We start from the raw sequence: 19,164 nt of genomic DNA, 5'->3' as shown, positions 1-19,164 counted from the left end.
TCTACTTTTTGTTTGCTAATGTATCTTGCATTAGTAATGCAGGATCAAGGCGTTCGCCTTTCCAGTTAAAACGCCAATCTAGGTGAGGACCCGTTACACGCCCTGTTGCACCAATTTCAGCCACTTTGTTACCTTGCTCAATTTTATCACCCACTTTTACATCAAGCTTACTTAAGTGAATGTAAGTTGAGGTAATACCATGGCCATGATCAATAATTAATGTACCGCCAGAGTAGTATAAATCAGGTTCAGCAAATACCACGGTACCACTAATAGGCGCGTAAACAGGTGAGCCTGTTTTATTCGCAATATCTAAGCCAAAGTGCGGACGACGAGGCTCGCCATTAAAATAGCGCTGACTACCATAAACACCCGATATGCGCCCTTCTGCAGGCTTTAAAACAGGATCTAAAAAGTACAATAAATCAGACTCTACTTCTCTGGCTTTTCGTACCGCAACTGCTTCGCGGCTTATACGCGCACTAACTTCTTTTGGCGGAGAGACATATTTTTTAGCTACGCCGGTAATTTTATCAATTTTATATTCGCGCTTAGTGATAGCTATTGGCTGAGAATGCGATTTACCATTGTTATCTACCCATTTTAAAGTATGAGTAGTATCAGCGTCACGACCAAAGCCAAATACAAAATCACCATTTGCTGAAATTTTTAAGTCTTTGCCATCCAAGCTTACTGATTTAACATTTTCTAACTTTCCAGTAACTAAACCGCCCTGAGTTAAATGCCCTTTTAACTCAAGCGCCATAGCACTAAAACTAGCAGAGGCAACAAGCGCTGTTGCTAAAAGTGTTTTAAACATAACTAATCGATCCTTTTCCAACACCTTCATAAGCGGTTACTTTCACTGCTTTTTCTGGATATTGGGCTTTAATTTGGCCAGCTACATGTTCAGCAATACATTCTACAGTGGTATCTACTGGTAAAATATCGCAACGAGACTCGCTAATAGCCATTTCAAAATAGCCTTGTGCCGATGTATAAGCAAAACATACATCACCCGCTTTGGCTGTTATGTGTTTTAAATCAGCTGCGTTAATTTGATCTTCACTGGTGGCTAAGTAAATATCTTCCCACTTTTGAGACCATTCTTTTTGCAAGCGCGGCATAGAAATACCATCTAGGCTAATACCAATTTGAGAACGATGCCCATGAATAATACGCTGGCAATTACCGTCATGCTTTTTAAGGCCATGGCTGTAATGATAGTAAAAACTTTGGCTGTGTTCAGGCTTAAGAGACAGCTCAATTTTTTCGATGTTATCTGGTAGCTTCGGTAAAATAGTCGCAATTAAAAATTCGGTAACCGATTCAACAGTTACTTCATCTGCGTTAATCATGCAATAAGCTTGATGAGGAGCGCTCATAGCTAAGTGATTATTTTCACCAAATGTACAGTCGAGTGTTTTATGCTCGTCAAATTCAGATACAGTACCATTAAGCCCTGTAGGAATTGCTAAACGGTGATCAATACACTCATCTATAATGCCTTTAATTTGCTTTTTAACTAAACCAAAGTCTAAAACCATAGACTCTTCGTTAAGTTTACCGTGCAAAGTTAAATCAACAATCCAGCTCTCGCCAACGGCGCCGCGTTTGTTACATAAGTAAGAAAAATCAATCACAGTTAGTGAGTTAACAAAAAGGATCATAAACTTCCTTTAGACTGGTTATAAGACAGCGTTAATTATAATGATTTCTGATTGTAATTGCGCGGTTTTATAGTGCAAAAACCAATCGCGTTGATTGATTGATGATTTAATATGCAATATTTTGATTTTTTAACTGCTCCGAGTTGTTTAGCGTACAAGTGTACGCTAAAGTACTTGGCAATTTCTAAGCGAAGATAAGTGTTATGGAACCTAAAAATAGCTATACAAAAGAAGAGTTGATCCTGTGTGGTCAAGGTGAAATGTTTGGTGAAGGTAACTGCCGTTTACCAAGTGACAACATGTTAATGATGGATCGCATTACCTCTATTACTGCTGATGGCGGTATTCATGGGAAAGGCGAAATTGTTGCTGAGCTTGATATTGACCCTAGCCTTTGGTTTTTCGATTGTCATTTTAAAGGCGACCCAGTAATGCCAGGTTGTTTAGGCTTAGATGCTATGTGGCAACTAGTTGGTTTTTACTTAGGTTGGTCTGGTGGCCCTGGTCTTGGCCGTGCGCTAGGTGTGGGTGAAGTTAAATTTACTGGCCAAATTTTACCAACTAATAAAAAAGTAACTTACCGCCTTGTAATGAAACGCGTAATTAAACGTAAATTGTTCATGGGCGTTGCAGATGGCACTGTAGAAGTAGATGGCCGAGTAATTTACGAAGCAAAAGATTTAAAAGTGGGCTTGTTCCAAGACACTAGCGCGTTTTAATTTTTAAATGCGTACAAAAAGGCCTCCAACGTGGAGGCCTTTTTGCTTAAATTCGATTATTGATTTTAGGTTTTGTACATGTTGCGGTTTTCAATCGCTTCACGCCAACCTCCTAACCACTCTGATTTGGGATCTACTTGTTGATAAGGGCATAGCTCTTTTGAGCGACCTGCTAAACCTGCTTTAAAACCTTGAGAATGAGCTCTTTCTAAACGATCTCTTTTCTGTCTCTTCATCGGTAATATCCTCACCTTTTTATTTGTATATTGTGTAGCATTAGTGAAATCTACATTTAATGAATAGTTAATAAAAATGTAAAATTCAAATCGTAAAAGCAATTAAATTGTTTGACTTTAACTAAGCTGCTGATGCAAAAATGAATTAACATTTAAAAAAGTAAGTGGTCATACAACATTTAATTTGACCGGTTTTATGCTAAATAAAATGCGACTCAATAATCGCTAAAAAGCACTTATGTGCTTTATTTGTGACCGACTAATATTGACTAAGTTCCAAACAAAAATGTAATCGTGACACTTTTTTTCATTAATCTTAAATTAGTAGCCCGCCCCTAACTTGAAGTATTTTTAAACAATTTAAATTTATGCTTGATTATTTAAAGTCGATCGGTCTAATATATGTACATGAACAAAAATACATCAACACCAATACGCCGTGGTCGCCCACCTAAAATAGCCAGAGAGAACGCCGATACCAAAGCGTTACTTATTCGTACGGGCCTAGAAACCCTAACTGAATTTGGCTTTAGCGCCACGGGGCTCGATACTATTTTAAAAAAAGCGGCTGTACCTAAAGGCTCCTTTTATCATTACTTTAAAAGTAAAGAAGCCTACGGCATTGCCCTCGTTGATGCATACGACAGTTACTTTATTGCAAAGCTTACCCATTACCTACAGCAAGAAGATATTCCCCCACTTGAGCGAATCGTTAATTTTACCCAAAGCGCAATTAAAGGAATGAAAAAATACGATTACAAACGTGGCTGTTTAGTCGGTAACTTAAATCAAGAGCTTAACCATTTAAGTGATGAGTTTAAAACCAGATTAATGCAAAGCTACACCGCTTGGCAAAACCATGTAGAGGTTTGCTTAAACCAAGCTAAGCAACAAGGCACTATTGCAAGCCATGTAAATACAAAATTGATGAGTGAGTACTTTTGGATTGGCTGGGAAGGTGCGGTTATGCGCGCCAAGCTCACAAAATCAAATACCCCACTTACTTTATATACAGAAATGTTTTTACGCGCATTACTAACCTAATGCGTTTTTATTTACCAATTAAAAGACGATCGGTCTAAAAGGATATCCTATGAATAACCCAATTAAAGCCATTGTTATTAATAAAGAAGATAATAACTACAGCGCCTCATTATCGACTATCGAAAGCAGTGATTTACCAAACGAAAACGTTTCTATCGACGTGCTATACAGCACACTTAACTATAAAGATGGTTTAGCAATTACGGGTAAAGGCCCTGTTGTACGCATTTTTCCTATGGTGCCAGGTATCGATTTAGTGGGTACGGTTACAAATTCCACCAGCGATGAATTTAAAAATGGCGATACCGTAATATTAAATGGCTTTGGTGTAGGCGAAAAACATTGGGGCGGGCTTGCTCAAAAAGCGGCACTTAATAGCGATTGGCTAATCCCCTTGCCTGCAGGTATTTCTCCAAAACAAGCGATGCAAATAGGTACAGCCGGTTATACCGCTATGCTAAGTGTTATAGCTCTTGAAAAACAAGAAATAAACCCTGAATCTGGCGAAATACTTGTAACAGGTGCCAATGGTGGCGTAGGCAGCTTTGCTATTTATTTATTAAACCAGCTTGGCTACAACGTAACAGCAGCTACGGGTCGATTAGATCAAAGTGAATATTTAAAAGAGTTAGGTGCTAAACAGGTAATTGACAGAAACGAGCTTTCAAATCCTGGTAAGCCTTTGCAAAAAGAGCGCTTTGCAGCGGCAATAGATTCAGTAGGTAGCCATACACTTGCTAATATTTGTGCATCATTAAAGTATGGGGGTGTAGTAACCGCCTGCGGACTTGCCCAAGGCATGGATTTACCTGCCTCAGTTGCCCCATTTATATTACGTGGTGTGTCACTAATAGGCATTGATAGCGTAATGCGCCCTAAAGCCGACAGAATTGAAGCGTGGGATCGTTTAGCAAAATTAGTTAGCGCTGATTACTTAAATAAAATTTCGACAGAAATATCACTAGAACACGCCATTGATAACGCAGAGCTACTTATGCAAGGCAAAATTCGCGGTCGTGTTGTAGTTAATTGTCAAAGTTAAGCTATTTACTCTGTTAAAGCCTCGTTATTAAATTTATAATGCAATTTGTATTTTAATAACGAGGCAACACCTATGAGCAACCAAGAACTTTTCAGTAATAATCCACTGCAAGGCGTTAAATTAGAACAAGTGGTTGAAGAGCTGGTTGAACAATACGGGTGGGAGCTCCTACACGCTTATTTACAACTTAACTGCTTTAAAAACAATCCTGATATAAAGTCAGCGGTTAAATTTTTACGTAAAACACAATGGGCACAAGAAAAAGTAGATAACTTTTACCTTTATCGCCTAAAAAACTTACCTAGACCTGATGATGTGCAATACGAATTACCGCCACGTGATCGCGTGATCCCAGCTGATCATAAACCTGGTGAGCCATGTGAGTTAAGTTTTAGTGATGCAAAACGTATTATGGAAAAAAAAGCATCAAAGCAACGTGCTCGTGATCGCAAACAACGCTCTAATTCTAGTAACCCTTGGGGTAACTAAACACACTAATTTAATTTTGTAGAGCTATTTTAATTGGCTCTACAACTCTCTTTTATTAATTTTTATTACATCCAACCATATAGCTAACAAATAGAAATCAATACCCTCGGTTTTTCCAAAAATCTGTTTCAGTACGCTCTGCCTCTAATGCCACCTTAAAAGTTTTATCAGCAATAATTTTCCCATTTAGCTCAATCGTCATACGCCAATCACCCAACTTATTCTCTATTGGCAACCAAAGCGTGTCGCCTAAATAAAAGTTCCAATCACTGTTTTTAACGTATACATCGCCTTCAAAGGGGTCCATTACACCCCCGTCACTGTCTGGAATATCTGGATGGTATATACAATAGTGAAGCTTTTCGCCTTTACCCTTTTTAATATTTACGATTAAGCCAAACTCAACATCTACCTCAGCTATTACATTTGTTGTAAATTGCTCTATTTGTGGCAATGCTTTACTTTCGCTATCCCACTTAGAGTAAATACCGTGACTTTGTAACGTCACTACAGGTTTAGTTTTAGCCATTAAGGTAACCTTTTATATTAGCTATTTTTGCATTAGTTTAACTTTTGAAATTTTAAAATAAAACACAATCCAATAAAGTTAAATCTCAACTTAGCTTTAATACTTCGCCTATTTACATCATTGCTAATTTGTCATCATTGTTTACACACTATTTGCACAATTGCTGATTATTGTTTGAGTAACTTAATTGATCAGGTAGGCAGCAATGAAACAATACACACTTAATAATAAAAATCGAAATAGGATAAATGCTTTAAAGCTCACTTCTCTTGCTTTAATTGTTTCATCGTTAGTTGCATGTGGAGGTTGAGAAGGCATAGCTGATAGCTCAGAAACTACAGAAAGCTCATCACAAACCACCACAGATAATGGCACAGGTACCAGCAGTTCAACCCAAATACTATTTCTGAACAATCAGTAAATGAAAGCTACACACTTGAGCCTATAGAAACAACACAAGCAACTATGCTTGGTGGTCCTCGTGGAATGATAGGCGTTGTACTTAATGGCAATAAAATAGACGCAGGCACAGGCGGAAGTTGTGATGATTCTGGCACCGATTGCGATTTAGGCGACAACAGCGGCAACTGGAATATAGAAGCCCTAAGCCAAGACACGTTTAGTTTTGGAACAGACGACAACAATGCACACGTACAACCCGATGGCACTTATCATTATCATGGTATGCCTGAAGGCTTTGTAACACTGAGAGGTGGCAATAGCTCCACTATGACTCTAATAGGCTGGGCAGCAGACGGCTTTCCTATTTATGCACGTTACGGCTATTTAGACTCAAATGATGCAACCTCAGCGCTAACCGTAATGACCGGTAGTTACCAACACATAACATCTGTAAGCGCAAACCGCCCTTCTACCTATATATACCCATTAGGTACATTTGCACAAGATTGGGAATACGTAGCAGGCTCTGGTGATTTAGACGAATGTAATGGCCGCGTTGGCGTAACACCTGAGTTTCCTCAAGGGATATACCACTACTACGCAACAGACACTTATCCGTTTTTTCAACGCTGCGTTAAAGGCGAAGTTTAATTAGGAGTAAGTTATGCCTTATATGAAAAATTATCTGTTAAGTGTGGCCACATTGGGCTTATTGAGTACATCAACATTAGCAAACGCGCATTTAATGGTTGCAGAGCACGGTACGCTGAATTTTGTTGATAATAACGTGTTTATTGTGCTTTCAATCCCTATGTCGTCTTTTAAAGGGGTTGATGAAAACAAGGATGGCAAAGTGTCAATAATTGAGTTTAACGCTCATAAAAAACTAATAACTAAGCGAGTTAAAAAGAACGTTTATTTAGCGGATCATCAGTATAAATTTACTATTGATGGACTTTTACTAAACCCAGAAGCGTCGCATAAACATAAAAGCGACAATATAGACCAAGTAACCATTACTGGGCGCTACTCTTTGCCAAGTAAACTAACCAAAGTTAACTTTAACGTTAAGCTATTTAGTAACAATGAGCACAAGCAGCATTATCAAATTACAGCGACTAATAAAACGCAAAAGCTAACTCATCAATTTGAGCTATCACCAACGTCGCCCTTTAGTAAGGTGTTTAATAATTAGTAATACTTACCTAAATAATTAAGTAGTAAAGAGTACAAGTTAAACCAATTTGTGCTCTTTTTTATCTTTGTCTTGTTATTTAACACTCTTTAGTGAAGGGTTCTTTCTATAAAGATACAAGCTTGGGATTTTTAGGAAAATAATGCTCTTGTTGCTGCTCACATAAACTAAACTCACGGGTGTTTTTATATGGTAACTTCATAAAGCCCGCAACACCCACGTCCGTAATATTTACTGCGTATTGCATAAGCTTATTTAGCAAACGTTTAAACTCAACCTCTTTGCTCGAATCGAGTAAGCGGTAGTAATGGTGAATCTTCATTCTGTCAGGCAGTGCTTCAAAAATAATACACCCCGTATGATGAATTTGGTTAAGCTCAAATACGCACTTAATAACTTTTTTTGGTAGCTGTAGTTGCTCATCAGGGTCTTTACCGTCTTCAAAGTATGAATGCGGGCGGGTTATGTCGTTTGCTTTCATGCTTACAACTTCGTATTCAAGCTCTGGTAGGCTATCAAACTTAAATGCACCGGTGCCATCTCGCTCTAGTTGAATGGTTTTACGGGCGTCAAACAAACAACACTTAAATAACCCTTTTTGATTAATCGCTTGCGCAAGCATCACTGTGTTATTAATCGCATCACTAAACGCATCACCCAATGATTCGTCATGCATTATTAAAGATGATTCAACAAACATTGACTCATCCTTCCAATGAAAACCAAGCCCACCTACTACAGGGTACTTAGCTAATCGGCTTATTGATGCTAAAAATGCTTTTTCGGTATCGCCTGTATCAAACAAAAACTCTTTATAATAACGGTCAAGTTGCGCGTCGTTTATATCTAGTAATTGCTGGTTATGATCGGCTTGGCGTAAAAACTGTTTTCGTGAACTATATACCACCGTGTCGGGCTGCTCGTCGTTACCATACCAAAAAGGGATATCTGCTTTTCTTTGTTTTTTATCAAGCTCAGGTAAATACATTTTGGCCATAGTTGTAATGTTACGCATAAAGTAATCACCTGCACCATCACGTTGTGCCTTACTTTTTGACAGCATGCCATCAATCACCTTAGCCAGCTCTTTTGGGAGCCCTAAGCTGCTTGCAGGGATGGCTTGCGCACCAAAGCGGCACGACTGCGCCGACGCTAACGCATATAACGTAGCGGCTACACCTTGTTCGTCAAATCGTGGGGATGATTGCTCTCCCGACATTTGCGCTTCGCCAATAAAGTACACATCGCCCATACGAGCATTCGTTGTGCTTAAATCGCCCGACATTAAATCCATAAAGTTACTCGCAACAGGATTACCATCACTATCGAGCTGTGCATACACAGAGCTGCCCCAATCCACTAACGAAAGCGCATTAGTGTTTGCATCCCAAACAAGGTTTGAAGGTTTTATATCGCCATGCACTATAGGTTGTGGGCTAACGCCATTTTTGTGGCCACGTAAATCAATTAATACATTACGTAACCTAACAGCTAGCGTCATTATTTGCGCGGCACTAAAGCGCCCTGTTTTAAGCGATACTTTTTCAAGGTCCTCTCCAATGGCGCGAGCCATCATTAAAATCCCTTGTTTTTTAATTCGCTCAAATGCATAAAAGGTAGGCACTAAGGGGTTATTAATTTGCGAAAGCATATACGCTTCGTCTTCTAGGCGGTCGCGTACACTTTGGGCAAGTGTAATACGCGAAAACTTAAATACCCAAGGTAAGCCGTTATCGTCATCACCTGCAAACACAAAACCAAAAGCACCCGAGCCAATCATTTCAACGTTTTTGTAGCCCAGCAGTGTTAGCTGCTTAATACAAATATTAAGCCACTGGCGGTGTTTTTTAGCATCGCGGTGCGAAAGCAAATAAACAGATTGCTCTTCGTTGATATAAAAATTGCGGATTTCTTTGGCTTTCAATACGGGTACTCAAACTTATAAAACTAACTAATTATTAGTTTTATGTAATGAGATTACAATAGGTTAAATAGGAGTTTTGAAATCGTTGAATAAAACAGCGCTAAAATAGCGCCAGAACAGTAAATTTAATTGTAAACGTTAAAGCTCAAAGAAAGCTTTCACGATGCACTGTATATAAATACAGTGCATTGCTTTTTGCTAACTTTCTATAACACGAAGCTGCTTAATTGATGACACAGCTATGTGCGTTTGATAATAATATTTATTAGTGGCTCTATCACGGCTCATAAAATCGATAGTTACTCGTTTAGCTTCGCCTGTTACTTCTATTGTTTTATCAATAAAAAAGGTGTCTGCTGGTTGCCCGTATTTACTTTGAAGCTCTGCTACCACATTGGGCTGTATTGATATCGTAATAGAACGCCTATCACGATAATCAGTTTCTGTATTTAAATACAACCAACTCCCCTGAGCTCCCGCCGCTTTAATATGAAACTGGTAAGTGCCAGCAACACCCTTTGGTGCACTTTGCTCAGTTAAAGCAATAAGGTTCATATTTGCTGCCGTACTTTGGCTCATTTCAATTTTATGGGGAACAGAACTACATGCACTAAGCGTTAGCACACTTAGTAAGGCTAGATATTTCAAGACACAATTTCCTTGTTTCTTACACCAATTCGCATAATTCAGTGATCTATTTTGAGACAAGAAAATCGTTTGGAAAACACAGCAAAAATTTCGTTATTGAGTTGTTCTATATCAGAAACTTTTAATGCAGTTAGCGATTTAATCCCTTAAATTGATTAACTATTATTGCGAATTGGTATTATGCATTATTAAAAATATGTAGCGTTAATGATACCACTATATGCAGCTGTGTTTCTATAATCAATCCAAGCAATTAGTTAGCGGATATTAAGGCGCATTGCGTTGAGAGGGATCTGTTTTAAAGCTTTTTAGCAAACTTTGTGGGTCAACCACCTCGGTATGCTCTTTAGCAGCCTGCGCCCACCATACTAGTTGGCCAAACGTGCGTGAGAAATAATTAAACCACGATGATTGACTCTCTCCTGCAACAAGTTTGCCATCCTCACTAAACACATCTTGCGCTTTTGGCACGTGGATCATAGCCGATACCGGCAAACAGCCAAGTTCAGATAAAAACGTGCGCATACTAATGGCCGCTCTTACACCACCCCACTGTCCTGCTGAGTAAGTAACTATTGCACTTGGTTTATACGAAAATAGTGAGCTACCAAAATGATTAAGTAAGTCAGCGAGAGCTGGACTCATGCTGTGATTGTACTCAGGGCTAATCATTATATATCCATCTGCGGCTTTAATTTTATCAGCTAATAGAGTGAGCTCTGTAGGTGCATTACTTTTAGCGTATGCAAAGTGTGGTTTAAATACGTTTTCGCTAGGAAAATCCAACGCATCAATTAGCTCAAACTCATGATCGCCAAAATGCTCTGTTAAGCATTCTATACAAGCCCTAGAAACCCTTAAGCCTAAGCGAGCTGGTTTTGGTGGAGTGCTATCGCGTACTGTGCCTAAAAATACTAAAAACTTCATATGTAATTCTCAACTTTTTTAAACGATAGCTAAACACTAACATTTTTTAGTTATTGTGTATTACACATACGCATTGTTTATTGATTCAAAGCATAATAATAATTAAATTTAAAACTGAAATTTAGCAACAACCGCGCCGTTAAACATATTTTATCGTGTGTTACTATTTGACCCTAAGATCGATTTAATCATGCAGCAAGAGTTTTACCCAGTAGGCTCTGAACTGCCTAAAAGTAAAACACACTGCTTCAAACTCAACCTTGAAAAAGTACGCCCTAGTATTGATAACTTAGCCCTACACCACCCCAAAATATATTTCGAAGTGCCTCGTCACCTACAAAGCGTTTTTCATCTTTATTAACTGCAATGCTATAGCTTGTATATGTGTATAGGGCTAACTGATTAAAAAGCCGATACGACAAGTTTGCAGTAAACTTAACGTTGTTTACTCCGTTGTGCCCATCACTAACATACCCCGCATTAAACCCCACGCCTGATTGAATATCTACTGATAGTAAATCGTTAATATAAAAATCTTTTTTTACTGCCATATCCAAAAATGTACCGCTGGCATCAAATGAATGATAAACACTACTTAATAACTGAATATCGTCCGCATAAAAATACGCAACGTCGAGGCTCAGCTCATTATCGTGAGCATCAATGCCATCTTCGCGAGCTTTAATATAGTTATAGCCTACATACATCTCTATCCGCTCAGATAAGTGAGCGGTATAAATAGCATTTAAATTAAGCTCTGAATAATCACTACTAATACCTTTGGCCGCCCAAGGGATCACCGCAAAGTTTTTATAGTTAACCTCAGTAGCAATTGATGCAATACCATTACCCGCAAAGTTATCTCGACCTTCGGTAACATATCGGCTCTCCCATAATGGGGGAATATGTAAATCAAACTCTTTATTTTTATAATTTACGTTATTATTAGTATGCTTAATATTTCCGCCTACGCCCACTTCAAGCTCTTGGTAGTGCTCTTGTGTTTTTGCTTGTGCGTAAGCTGTATTTACTCCCGCGAGAGTCATAATAACAAATACATATTTTAAATAGTGAGTCATTTATTAAGTCCAAAACCATCATAAATGGTAAAAAGTGGCGCATAGTATTGTTATAAAACGTGTTAGCGCAATAAATGGATGCACACTTATTGTTTTATTTATTAGATTTGAAGTATTTACTAAGTATTATCCATAAACTACAAGTTGCAATTAGCTCGGATTTTAACCAATAAGCCAAAGCCATATATGCATCGAGCAATGCTCTAGCAGGTACTTAATTTAATAGTTAAAATGATAGTTATAGTACTCACGGTGAGGCGCTCCCTATTGCAAAAACAGGAAAGCTATAAGTAGAAAGTGTAAAAAAGTGCGGTAACGGGACAAACATAAGCAGCAACAACTCAATAGGCTGCTTATTCTTAACCTAATTTATTTGCAAATTTAATGACTTAAATAAGCCATAAGGACAATCAGTGCAACATAAAAACCAAAACCGAGTAAGAAGGTTAGGTCGACTCTTCTAGCTTTACTCGCTTTATAAGATGCAAAGTCTTTAAACTCGCTTTTATACAGCCCAAACGTAACCGCTTTTAATAGTAGCCAACCGGTCGAGTAAAATAAAAAGCTCAAGCCAGTATCAACTATTAGCCAAATAAAAATCTCAAATACAATACTCATTAACTATGTCCATTAGTTTGGAATACAAAAACTATATAAGCTATGTGTTTAAAATACAGCCAGCTAAGTTAATTAAGGTGTAACAGTAAATTTCGTTAAACCTATTAGCTGACCTGACTCGGTGACTACTTTTACTTGCCACTTACCAACAGAGTCTCTAGGAAAATTTACCTTGTGGGTCCATGCTCTGTAACCTAGCTCTCTTCCGCCATTTATATTTAACGTGATCCGATCAACTTCCTTTTTATTATGAAGCCACACGTGAAATATTTTTTCATTTAAGCCTCTTGGTGCTTTAACAGCGGTCCAACTATATAAACCTTGATGATGCAGTGTATAAGAGTCTAACTGTTTAATACTCCCAACTGGCTTTTTATGTTGTAAATCAACTTCATGAGCTAACGTAATATCGGTTAATCGCAGCGCTGCAGGAGGCACATAGCTTCTTAATTGCCACACAGCAGTGCTCAATGCACATAAAATCAATACAAGAATAGGAAAACGCCACCAGCGTGCATTAGGCATTAAATTGTTTAAACTCGGAAGAGTAACCACTACAGCCGTTACAAGGGCTGCAGCTAAACTTTGGCTCGTTGTAAGGTTTAACAAAATAGGTAAGGTAACAAGTAAAACAACGAATAAAGCAAAGTTATGAAACACACTAAATAACGTAAGGTTTTTAGCAAGCTTCTTATAATAAAAGGGGTCGATTACCGATATAACCGCACATACCACAATGAGGGAGGTAAAAAACGCTTGAGGATGGTCCCACTGCGTAACCGCTAAAAAAAACGGCAAAGCAAAAAATAGACTTTCTTGTTGTACCATTTGTAGAGCAAAACGCATTACATTAGGAGATACAGCCACACCAAATTTTTCTTCTACTTTGTCTCGTAGCCAATTATCAATAATTAGCCACAACCAACTAAAAAGTAAAAATATCGCAATAACTTGCGAAAAAGACTCTTTTCTATCTACAAGTGCAAAGCTGGCAACGCCCGACAAAAACGCCAATACAGCCAATAATCCAGGCCGCTTTTGCATCGCGCTTATAAATTTAGCGATTATATTTTTACAGTAATCCATGTATGAGTGTTTCCGTACGGGTACGTACTTTATTATTTTTATTCAGAGTATGATTAGTTTAACCAAGTTTAAATGAACAACAGATAGACGGATGGATTCAAACGCGCCATTTAACAGTACATCAAACTAACCATTTTTAATTAAATAAAAGCTCGGCATAGCGCGTCATTGTTACGTTTATTAATTTTTGTAACGTGTGAGCCTTAGCAAGTAATTCATCCTCACTAAGTACTGGCATTTTATTGTTAAAAGCAAAAACAATTTTATTGCCGCCTTCAATAATAAAACTAAAAATCTGTCCTGCAAATTCTTTATCAAGTAGTTGATCGAACTCTTCTCTTTGCCCAACTTTGGTATGGCAAATATTAAGTACTAAAACACCATCAAAAGTGAGCGCATTTTTACAATCACGTAAGTAGGATGATTGCACCTGATCTGATTCCATCCCTTCTGAGCTATATAAATCAGAAAAAATAACATCCGTTTTTATCTGCGTTTTTTTCATGTAGTTTGCCGCATCATCAATGTGAATAAACAAACGTTCTGACACAGGCAGTTCAAAATATTTTATAGCCATTTCAGCAACGGCTTTACGGTATTCAACGGTATGTATAGTTAGTGCAGGAAACGCATGATAAAGACTTTTTGCTATAGAGCCCGCCCCAAGTCCCATTATCATCGCGGTTTTTAAATTTGGTATAAAAAAAAGCGCAGCCATCATAGCTTGCGTATAAGCTAAGCTTAACCCGTTAATATTATTTAACTTAATACAGCTTTGATAAATTTTTCCGTCAAAGCTGAGAATTAGATTCTTTTTTGTTTGATATACATAAACAGGGCCATGCTCATCAATAGTTGATGCAATACAAGTGCCTTTGATATCCACGAATACTCAATAGGTGAAGTGATGAAAAACGAGTATAACTTAGTTAACGTACTACCATTGCTACTAATATGACTAATAACGCTTTTATTAATTTACAAGCATTTATATACGTACTCAAAAAAGTCGGTTTATCATTTAGGCTAGATGAGCTGAAGTATATGCTTTTATAGTGAATTAAAACTTTCCCAGTGATGACTCTTAGTACAAGCAACGACTTAACCTACTAAAAATTTGGCTAATGTACTGTTATAGCAATAAAAAACCCCTTTGAATATTCCTCATGTTCAACATGAATAAAGTACACGTCAGCACAAAGGAAGTCTAAACGGCTAAACATCCATACCTTATTTTTATCGATTTGTGCCTTTTTTTCGTCAATTACTACGTAATCGAATCTAACAATAATGATTAATGAATATGACTCATGTTTTATGTGAAATTAAACCGTTTTTCTTCATATCCCAATCAAAGTATAAATTACTCATCCCTTAGCGCTAAACACTATTGCTAACAACTTAAAGCTGCTGAATACCTAAACCAGCTAAGCCAGCTCAGTAAGTTGTGTTGTAAGGCTAGTAAAGCGCAAAGCATCAATCAGGTTTAAATTATAAAATTGGATATAAACACGATGAAAAAAGATTTTACATTTAATATTAAGAGCGTTTCACTCGACGAAAATTATCATCCATCAACTAATACGCGTATCACAACCAACTTTGCTAATTTAGCCAGAGGTGAATACCGCAAAGCAAACTTACGTAACGCCTTAAACATGATTAACAACCGTTTTAATGCCCTAGCCCACTGGGATAATACCAAAGGTGAGCGTTATGCTGTTGAGCTTGAAATTGTCTCTGTTGAAATAGGTATTGAAGATGGCGGCGAAAGCTTCCCCTCTATCGAAATATTAAAAACAAATATTGTTGATCATAAAACAAATAAACGCATTGAAGGTATTGTAGGAAACAACTTTTCATCGTATGTGCGCGACTACGATTTTAGCGTACTTCTACAAGAGCATAATAAAGGTAAGTCTCAATTTAGCATTCCAGATGACTTTGGGGTTTTACATGGCAAACTATTTCAGTCATTCGTTAATTCGGATACATACAAACAAAACTTTAAAAAACCACCGGTTATATGTCTAAGTGTGTCAGATAACAAAACCTACAACCGCACTGAAAACCAACACCCGGTACTTGGCGTTGAATACGAGCCAAATGAATCGTCTTTAACTGAGCAATACTTCAAAAAAATGGGCTTGCAGGTACGTTACTTTATGCCGCCAAATAGTGCAGCGCCTTTAGCATTGTTTTTCTTTGGTGATTTACTTAATGATTACAGCAATCTTGAGCTTATAAGCACCATTAGTACGATGGAAACGTTTCAAAAAATCTACAGACCAGAGATTTATAATGCCAACGCAACAGCGGGTAAATCATATAAACCAAACTTAAAAAACTTGGACCACTCACTAACGCAAATTGTGTATGACCGAGAAGAGCGCGGCAAGTTAGCAAACGAGCAAGGCAAGTTTGCGCAAGAGCATTTTATCAAGCCGTACCAAAGAGTTCTTGAGCAATTCTCTACTAGCTATCTGTCATAACAACTAATAGCAACAAGCAGTAATAACGCGCTTAACGATACGTTTAATAATTAACTAAAATATACGGCATTATTTATTATGAAAAAATTACTACCTACATCTACCGCAGGCAGTTTACCTAAGCCTTTATGGCTTGCAGAGCCAGAAACACTTTGGTCACCTTGGAAATTACAAGGTGATGAATTAACCCAAGGAAAACACGACGCCCTACGTTTGTCATTATTCGACCAGCAACAAGCAGGCATTGATATTGTTAGCGATGGCGAGCAAACAAGGCAGCATTTTGTAACTACATTTATAGAGCACCTAAATGGCGTTGACTTTGAAAAACGTAAAACAGTAAAAATTCGTGACCGATACGACGCAAGCGTACCCACTGTTGTTGGCCCTGTTAGCCGTCAAAAGTCTGTGTTTGTTGAAGACGCTAAATTTTTACGCAAGCAAACCAAACAGCCTATTAAATGGGCATTGCCAGGCCCTATGACAATGATTGACACGCTTTATGACGATCATTATAAAAGCCGCGAAAAACTAGCGTGGGAATTTGCCATCATTCTTAATCAAGAAGCAAAAGAGTTAGAAGCCGCAGGCGTTGATATCATCCAATTTGATGAGCCCGCGTTTAACGTATTTTTTGACGAAGTAAATGAGTGGGGAATTGCCTGTTTAGAGCGAGCAATTGAAGGTCTTAAATGCGAAACCGCCGTGCATATTTGCTATGGCTACGGCATTAAAGCAAATACAGATTGGAAAAAAACACTAGGATCTGAATGGCGACAGTACGAAGAAGCATTCCCTAAGCTTCAGCAATCTAATATCGATATTATCTCACTAGAGTGCCATAACTCGCATGTACCAATGGATTTACTAGAACTTATTCGCGGTAAAAAAGTAATGGTAGGCGCAATTGATGTAGCAAATCACACTATCGAAACGCCAGAAGAAGTAGCTAATACGCTACGTAAAGCACTGCAATTTGTAGATGCCGACAAGCTCTACCCGTGTACAAACTGCGGCATGGCTCCACTACCTCACCATATAGCTAACGGCAAGTTAAATGCCTTGAGCGCAGGGGCTGAAATTATAAGAAAAGAGTTATTAGAAAAGAACTAGAAAAGTAGCTTTAAAATACAAATTGTAAACAATAACAACTGTCGCACCATGTCATAGTAAAACCCATAAACATGGTGCGTTAGCTTAAACCGACTAAAGAACAAAGTTTAGGTTAGTTATTTAATTTTTTTATTAAAAAGCTCCAACCTATTTTTTGAAAAATCGATAACTGCTTGGTATTGAGTAAAAAAGGAAGAGCCTAACAAGCCATGTACTCCCTTTTCACCACCCGCTACCTGAACATGGTCAAGATTAAGTGACACAAAGTCAGGACTTTCAAACAAGGCATTTCCAAACTCAATTGAATGAACTTCTATATTCCCCATAGCGTGATCCGAAGTGCCCAAGCCTGCTGCATTCTCAACATTTAGTGTCTCTTCAATGCCTAACTCACTTAGGCATCCCCTGTCTAAAACAGATGTTCCAGCGCCAGTATCTAAAATAAAACGTAACAATTTACCGTTAATTTTAGCTTCAACAATTTGGTGGCCTGTTTCTGATATTTCAAACTCAATTACAGTTTTGCCTTCAGATAAATTCATATACGTTCCATGTTAGATTTTATTTAGGTGTTGGAAAACGAATACACCCTACGATGAATCGACTTATTTAGCGGCTTTAAAGCGCCACTATTAAAATTTGCAATTAATAGACAAATTTTACTAGTCGCCCACCTCAGGGCGTTTTGTTAGCTGTTTTTATCACTTTTGTCTGGAATATCATTACACAAAGCACACTCTACACCTTTACGTGATTGATATAGTCTTGAACATATGAATACTGCTGTTGTTATTGAAGACCAAATAAAAGCAAAAATTAATGCTTCTTGTACTGAATGCTGTTTAAGCAACTCAACTATAAAAAGTAAGGCTGCTACTCCAAGAAATACTTTTAATGCTCTAACGATCCAAAACTTAAATCCCATTTGAACTCCAAACTTGAGAAACACCTAACGAGCCTGTAGATTAACTCGTTTTTAAATTTGTTTTTATTGATAAACAAACCATAGCGGAGTTCCTATTTTGGTTCAATTGATTACTGTAATTTTACGCAGAATATAAAGTGGGAATTTGGTGTTGTTTTAATTGGCCTTTTGGAAGAGATTACGGGTGTTTGAGGGGCTTTTATTTAGAGTATGAGGGCTTACCCTTCTTAATGCATCGTGTTTTGCAGCTTTTCTATATTATGAACAAGGCAATACAGTTGCAACACAATAAAGTAAAAGCATTCACTTTCGCTTGACCCCGTAAGATCAATTTATTCATGCCTTTATTCACCGTAATATTCCGCTTTTTATCTAAAGGTAAGTCGGTTTAATACAACCAAATCGTTTGCCACTCTTTAATAAACAGCTATCGTAGCCTGATTGGGCTCTCTATTTTTACTTTTATTTTATCTACATAGCTCAGCTTTTTGAGTGATTCATTATTTATAATAATGCACTCTTCATACTGTTTTTGTTGGCTTTTTTCCTAATGATTAGGATAGGTGTCATCCTAATCATTATTTTCCTCAAAGTGATGAGGAGGTGTCCACTAAAACGGGTCAGGAGCATTGTCCTTGTTTAACAGCTTGTTATAACTAATTACCACTTCTAAGCTGTTCTTTTAAGTTAAGGTTTTCATTTTTCAATATTTCAACTTGCTGCTTGTAAGATGCAACTTCACTTTTTAAGCTAGAAACATCAGACTGTATCTCATCTAGTTTTTCTACAATTTCTATGGAACGTGCATTCCCCAAAAAGAGAACAATTAACGCTATTACGAATAACGTGCCACCAGTTAACTTTACTTTTGATTCCATCCACTACAGCTCCTTTGGTTATAACGAGCCTGTAGATTAACTCGTTTTTAAATTTGTTTTTATTGATAAACAAACCATAGCTGAGTTCCTATTTTGGTTCAATTGATTACTGTATTTTTACGCAGAATATAGAAGTGTTTGATATTGT

21 protein-coding genes and 1 pseudogene are annotated in these 19,164 nt (G+C 37.6%); 8 read left to right on the top strand and 14 right to left on the bottom strand.

The window, feature by feature from the left end:
* Position 1: 1 nt before the first annotated feature.
* Positions 2-820: a M23 family metallopeptidase gene (locus tag H4J63_RS03375; RefSeq protein WP_182194524.1), complete on the bottom strand. Its 819-nt coding sequence runs from the start codon at positions 818-820 to the stop codon at positions 2-4.
* Entirely contained in the window at positions 813-1,670 is an 858-nt protein-coding gene (locus tag H4J63_RS03370; RefSeq protein ID WP_024595367.1) for a 6-carboxytetrahydropterin synthase, read from the bottom strand. Before H4J63_RS03370 ends, H4J63_RS03375 begins: the two co-directional genes overlap by 8 nt.
* A gap of 203 nt (positions 1,671-1,873) precedes the next feature.
* On the opposite strand from H4J63_RS03370, the gene fabA reads away from it, so the two are divergent.
* Entirely contained in the window at positions 1,874-2,389 is a 516-nt protein-coding gene (gene fabA / locus H4J63_RS03365) for a bifunctional 3-hydroxydecanoyl-ACP dehydratase/trans-2-decenoyl-ACP isomerase (protein WP_002960896.1), read from the top strand.
* Between the two features lie 65 nt (positions 2,390-2,454).
* Here fabA and rmf read toward each other — a convergent pair whose 3' ends face one another.
* Complete coding sequence (rmf, locus tag H4J63_RS03360; protein ID WP_002960897.1) at positions 2,455-2,625, bottom strand: ribosome modulation factor; 171 nt, start codon at positions 2,623-2,625, stop codon at positions 2,455-2,457.
* A gap of 408 nt (positions 2,626-3,033) precedes the next feature.
* Here rmf and H4J63_RS03355 point away from each other — a divergent pair, with 408 nt between their 5' ends.
* The 3 genes from H4J63_RS03355 (at position 3,034) to H4J63_RS03345 (ending at position 5,200) form a co-directional block, all read left to right on the top strand.
* Positions 3,034-3,669: a TetR/AcrR family transcriptional regulator gene (locus H4J63_RS03355; RefSeq protein ID WP_182194609.1), complete on the top strand. Its 636-nt coding sequence runs from the start codon at positions 3,034-3,036 to the stop codon at positions 3,667-3,669.
* Between the two features lie 49 nt (positions 3,670-3,718).
* Positions 3,719-4,711, top strand: coding sequence for an MDR family oxidoreductase (locus tag H4J63_RS03350; RefSeq protein WP_182194521.1), 993 nt, complete (start codon positions 3,719-3,721; stop codon positions 4,709-4,711).
* Positions 4,712-4,783: 72 nt separating this feature from the next.
* Complete coding sequence (locus tag H4J63_RS03345) at positions 4,784-5,200, top strand: VF530 family DNA-binding protein (protein ID WP_002960902.1); 417 nt, start codon at positions 4,784-4,786, stop codon at positions 5,198-5,200.
* Between the two features lie 97 nt (positions 5,201-5,297).
* On the opposite strand, the gene H4J63_RS03340 is transcribed toward H4J63_RS03345, so the two are convergent.
* Positions 5,298-5,729, bottom strand: coding sequence for a DUF3859 domain-containing protein (locus H4J63_RS03340; RefSeq protein ID WP_182194518.1), 432 nt, complete (start codon positions 5,727-5,729; stop codon positions 5,298-5,300).
* Positions 5,730-5,934: 205 nt separating this feature from the next.
* Between H4J63_RS03340 and H4J63_RS03335 the strand changes: the two are divergent.
* Both H4J63_RS03335 and H4J63_RS03330 read left to right on the top strand, forming a co-directional pair.
* Positions 5,935-6,782: pseudogene (locus H4J63_RS03335) on the top strand (YHYH protein).
* 13 nt (positions 6,783-6,795) lie between these two features.
* On the top strand, positions 6,796-7,326 hold the full coding sequence (locus tag H4J63_RS03330; RefSeq protein ID WP_182194516.1) for a hypothetical protein: 531 nt from the start codon (positions 6,796-6,798) through the stop codon (positions 7,324-7,326).
* Between the two features lie 106 nt (positions 7,327-7,432).
* Here H4J63_RS03330 and H4J63_RS03325 read toward each other — a convergent pair whose 3' ends face one another.
* From H4J63_RS03325 to H4J63_RS03295, 7 genes are all read right to left on the bottom strand, one after another.
* Positions 7,433-9,250, bottom strand: coding sequence for a protein kinase domain-containing protein (locus H4J63_RS03325; protein ID WP_182194513.1), 1,818 nt, complete (start codon positions 9,248-9,250; stop codon positions 7,433-7,435).
* Positions 9,251-9,448: 198 nt separating this feature from the next.
* Positions 9,449-9,898: a hypothetical protein gene (locus H4J63_RS03320; protein WP_182194510.1), complete on the bottom strand. Its 450-nt coding sequence runs from the start codon at positions 9,896-9,898 to the stop codon at positions 9,449-9,451.
* A 267-nt stretch (positions 9,899-10,165) separates the two neighbouring features.
* The gene (locus tag H4J63_RS03315) at positions 10,166-10,825 is read right to left on the bottom strand and encodes an NADPH-dependent FMN reductase (RefSeq protein WP_165743825.1); all 660 of its coding nucleotides are present in this window, start codon (positions 10,823-10,825) and stop codon (positions 10,166-10,168) included.
* Positions 10,826-11,100: 275 nt separating this feature from the next.
* Positions 11,101-11,904 carry a hypothetical protein gene (locus tag H4J63_RS03310; RefSeq protein WP_182194507.1) on the bottom strand — a complete coding sequence of 268 codons (804 nt, stop codon included), beginning with the start codon at positions 11,902-11,904 and terminating at the stop codon, positions 11,101-11,103.
* A 381-nt stretch (positions 11,905-12,285) separates the two neighbouring features.
* On the bottom strand, positions 12,286-12,522 hold the full coding sequence (locus H4J63_RS03305; RefSeq protein ID WP_182194504.1) for a hypothetical protein: 237 nt from the start codon (positions 12,520-12,522) through the stop codon (positions 12,286-12,288).
* Positions 12,523-12,594: 72 nt separating this feature from the next.
* The gene (locus H4J63_RS03300) at positions 12,595-13,608 is read right to left on the bottom strand and encodes a DUF5924 family protein (RefSeq protein ID WP_182194502.1); all 1,014 of its coding nucleotides are present in this window, start codon (positions 13,606-13,608) and stop codon (positions 12,595-12,597) included.
* 136 nt (positions 13,609-13,744) lie between these two features.
* Complete coding sequence (locus H4J63_RS03295) at positions 13,745-14,494, bottom strand: spermidine synthase (RefSeq protein WP_002960918.1); 750 nt, start codon at positions 14,492-14,494, stop codon at positions 13,745-13,747.
* Positions 14,495-15,122: 628 nt separating this feature from the next.
* Between H4J63_RS03295 and H4J63_RS03290 the strand changes: the two genes are divergently transcribed.
* The gene (locus H4J63_RS03290) at positions 15,123-16,100 is read left to right on the top strand and encodes a DUF1852 domain-containing protein (protein WP_002960920.1); all 978 of its coding nucleotides are present in this window, start codon (positions 15,123-15,125) and stop codon (positions 16,098-16,100) included.
* A gap of 78 nt (positions 16,101-16,178) precedes the next feature.
* On the top strand, positions 16,179-17,213 hold the full coding sequence (locus tag H4J63_RS03285) for a methionine synthase (protein ID WP_002960922.1): 1,035 nt from the start codon (positions 16,179-16,181) through the stop codon (positions 17,211-17,213).
* A gap of 116 nt (positions 17,214-17,329) precedes the next feature.
* Here H4J63_RS03285 and H4J63_RS03280 read toward each other — a convergent pair whose 3' ends face one another.
* The 3 genes from H4J63_RS03280 to H4J63_RS03270 all read right to left on the bottom strand — a co-directional run bounded on the left by H4J63_RS03280 (position 17,330) and on the right by H4J63_RS03270 (position 19,016).
* Positions 17,330-17,755 carry a retropepsin-like aspartic protease gene (locus H4J63_RS03280; protein WP_182194499.1) on the bottom strand — a complete coding sequence of 142 codons (426 nt, stop codon included), beginning with the start codon at positions 17,753-17,755 and terminating at the stop codon, positions 17,330-17,332.
* Positions 17,756-17,901: 146 nt separating this feature from the next.
* A complete protein-coding gene (locus tag H4J63_RS03275) occupies positions 17,902-18,138 on the bottom strand; it encodes a hypothetical protein (RefSeq protein ID WP_154903156.1) in 237 nt (78 codons plus the stop codon).
* Positions 18,139-18,794: 656 nt separating this feature from the next.
* Complete coding sequence (locus tag H4J63_RS03270; RefSeq protein ID WP_002961860.1) at positions 18,795-19,016, bottom strand: hypothetical protein; 222 nt, start codon at positions 19,014-19,016, stop codon at positions 18,795-18,797.
* Positions 19,017-19,164 lie beyond the last annotated feature (148 nt).

Source organism: Pseudoalteromonas sp. 5Ae-yellow, assembly GCF_014077565.1.
In the GTDB taxonomy this organism is placed as follows: domain Bacteria; phylum Pseudomonadota; class Gammaproteobacteria; order Enterobacterales; family Alteromonadaceae; genus Pseudoalteromonas.
Note: the sequence above shows the minus strand (reverse complement) of the source record. Positions and strands in the feature narration are given on the sequence as shown.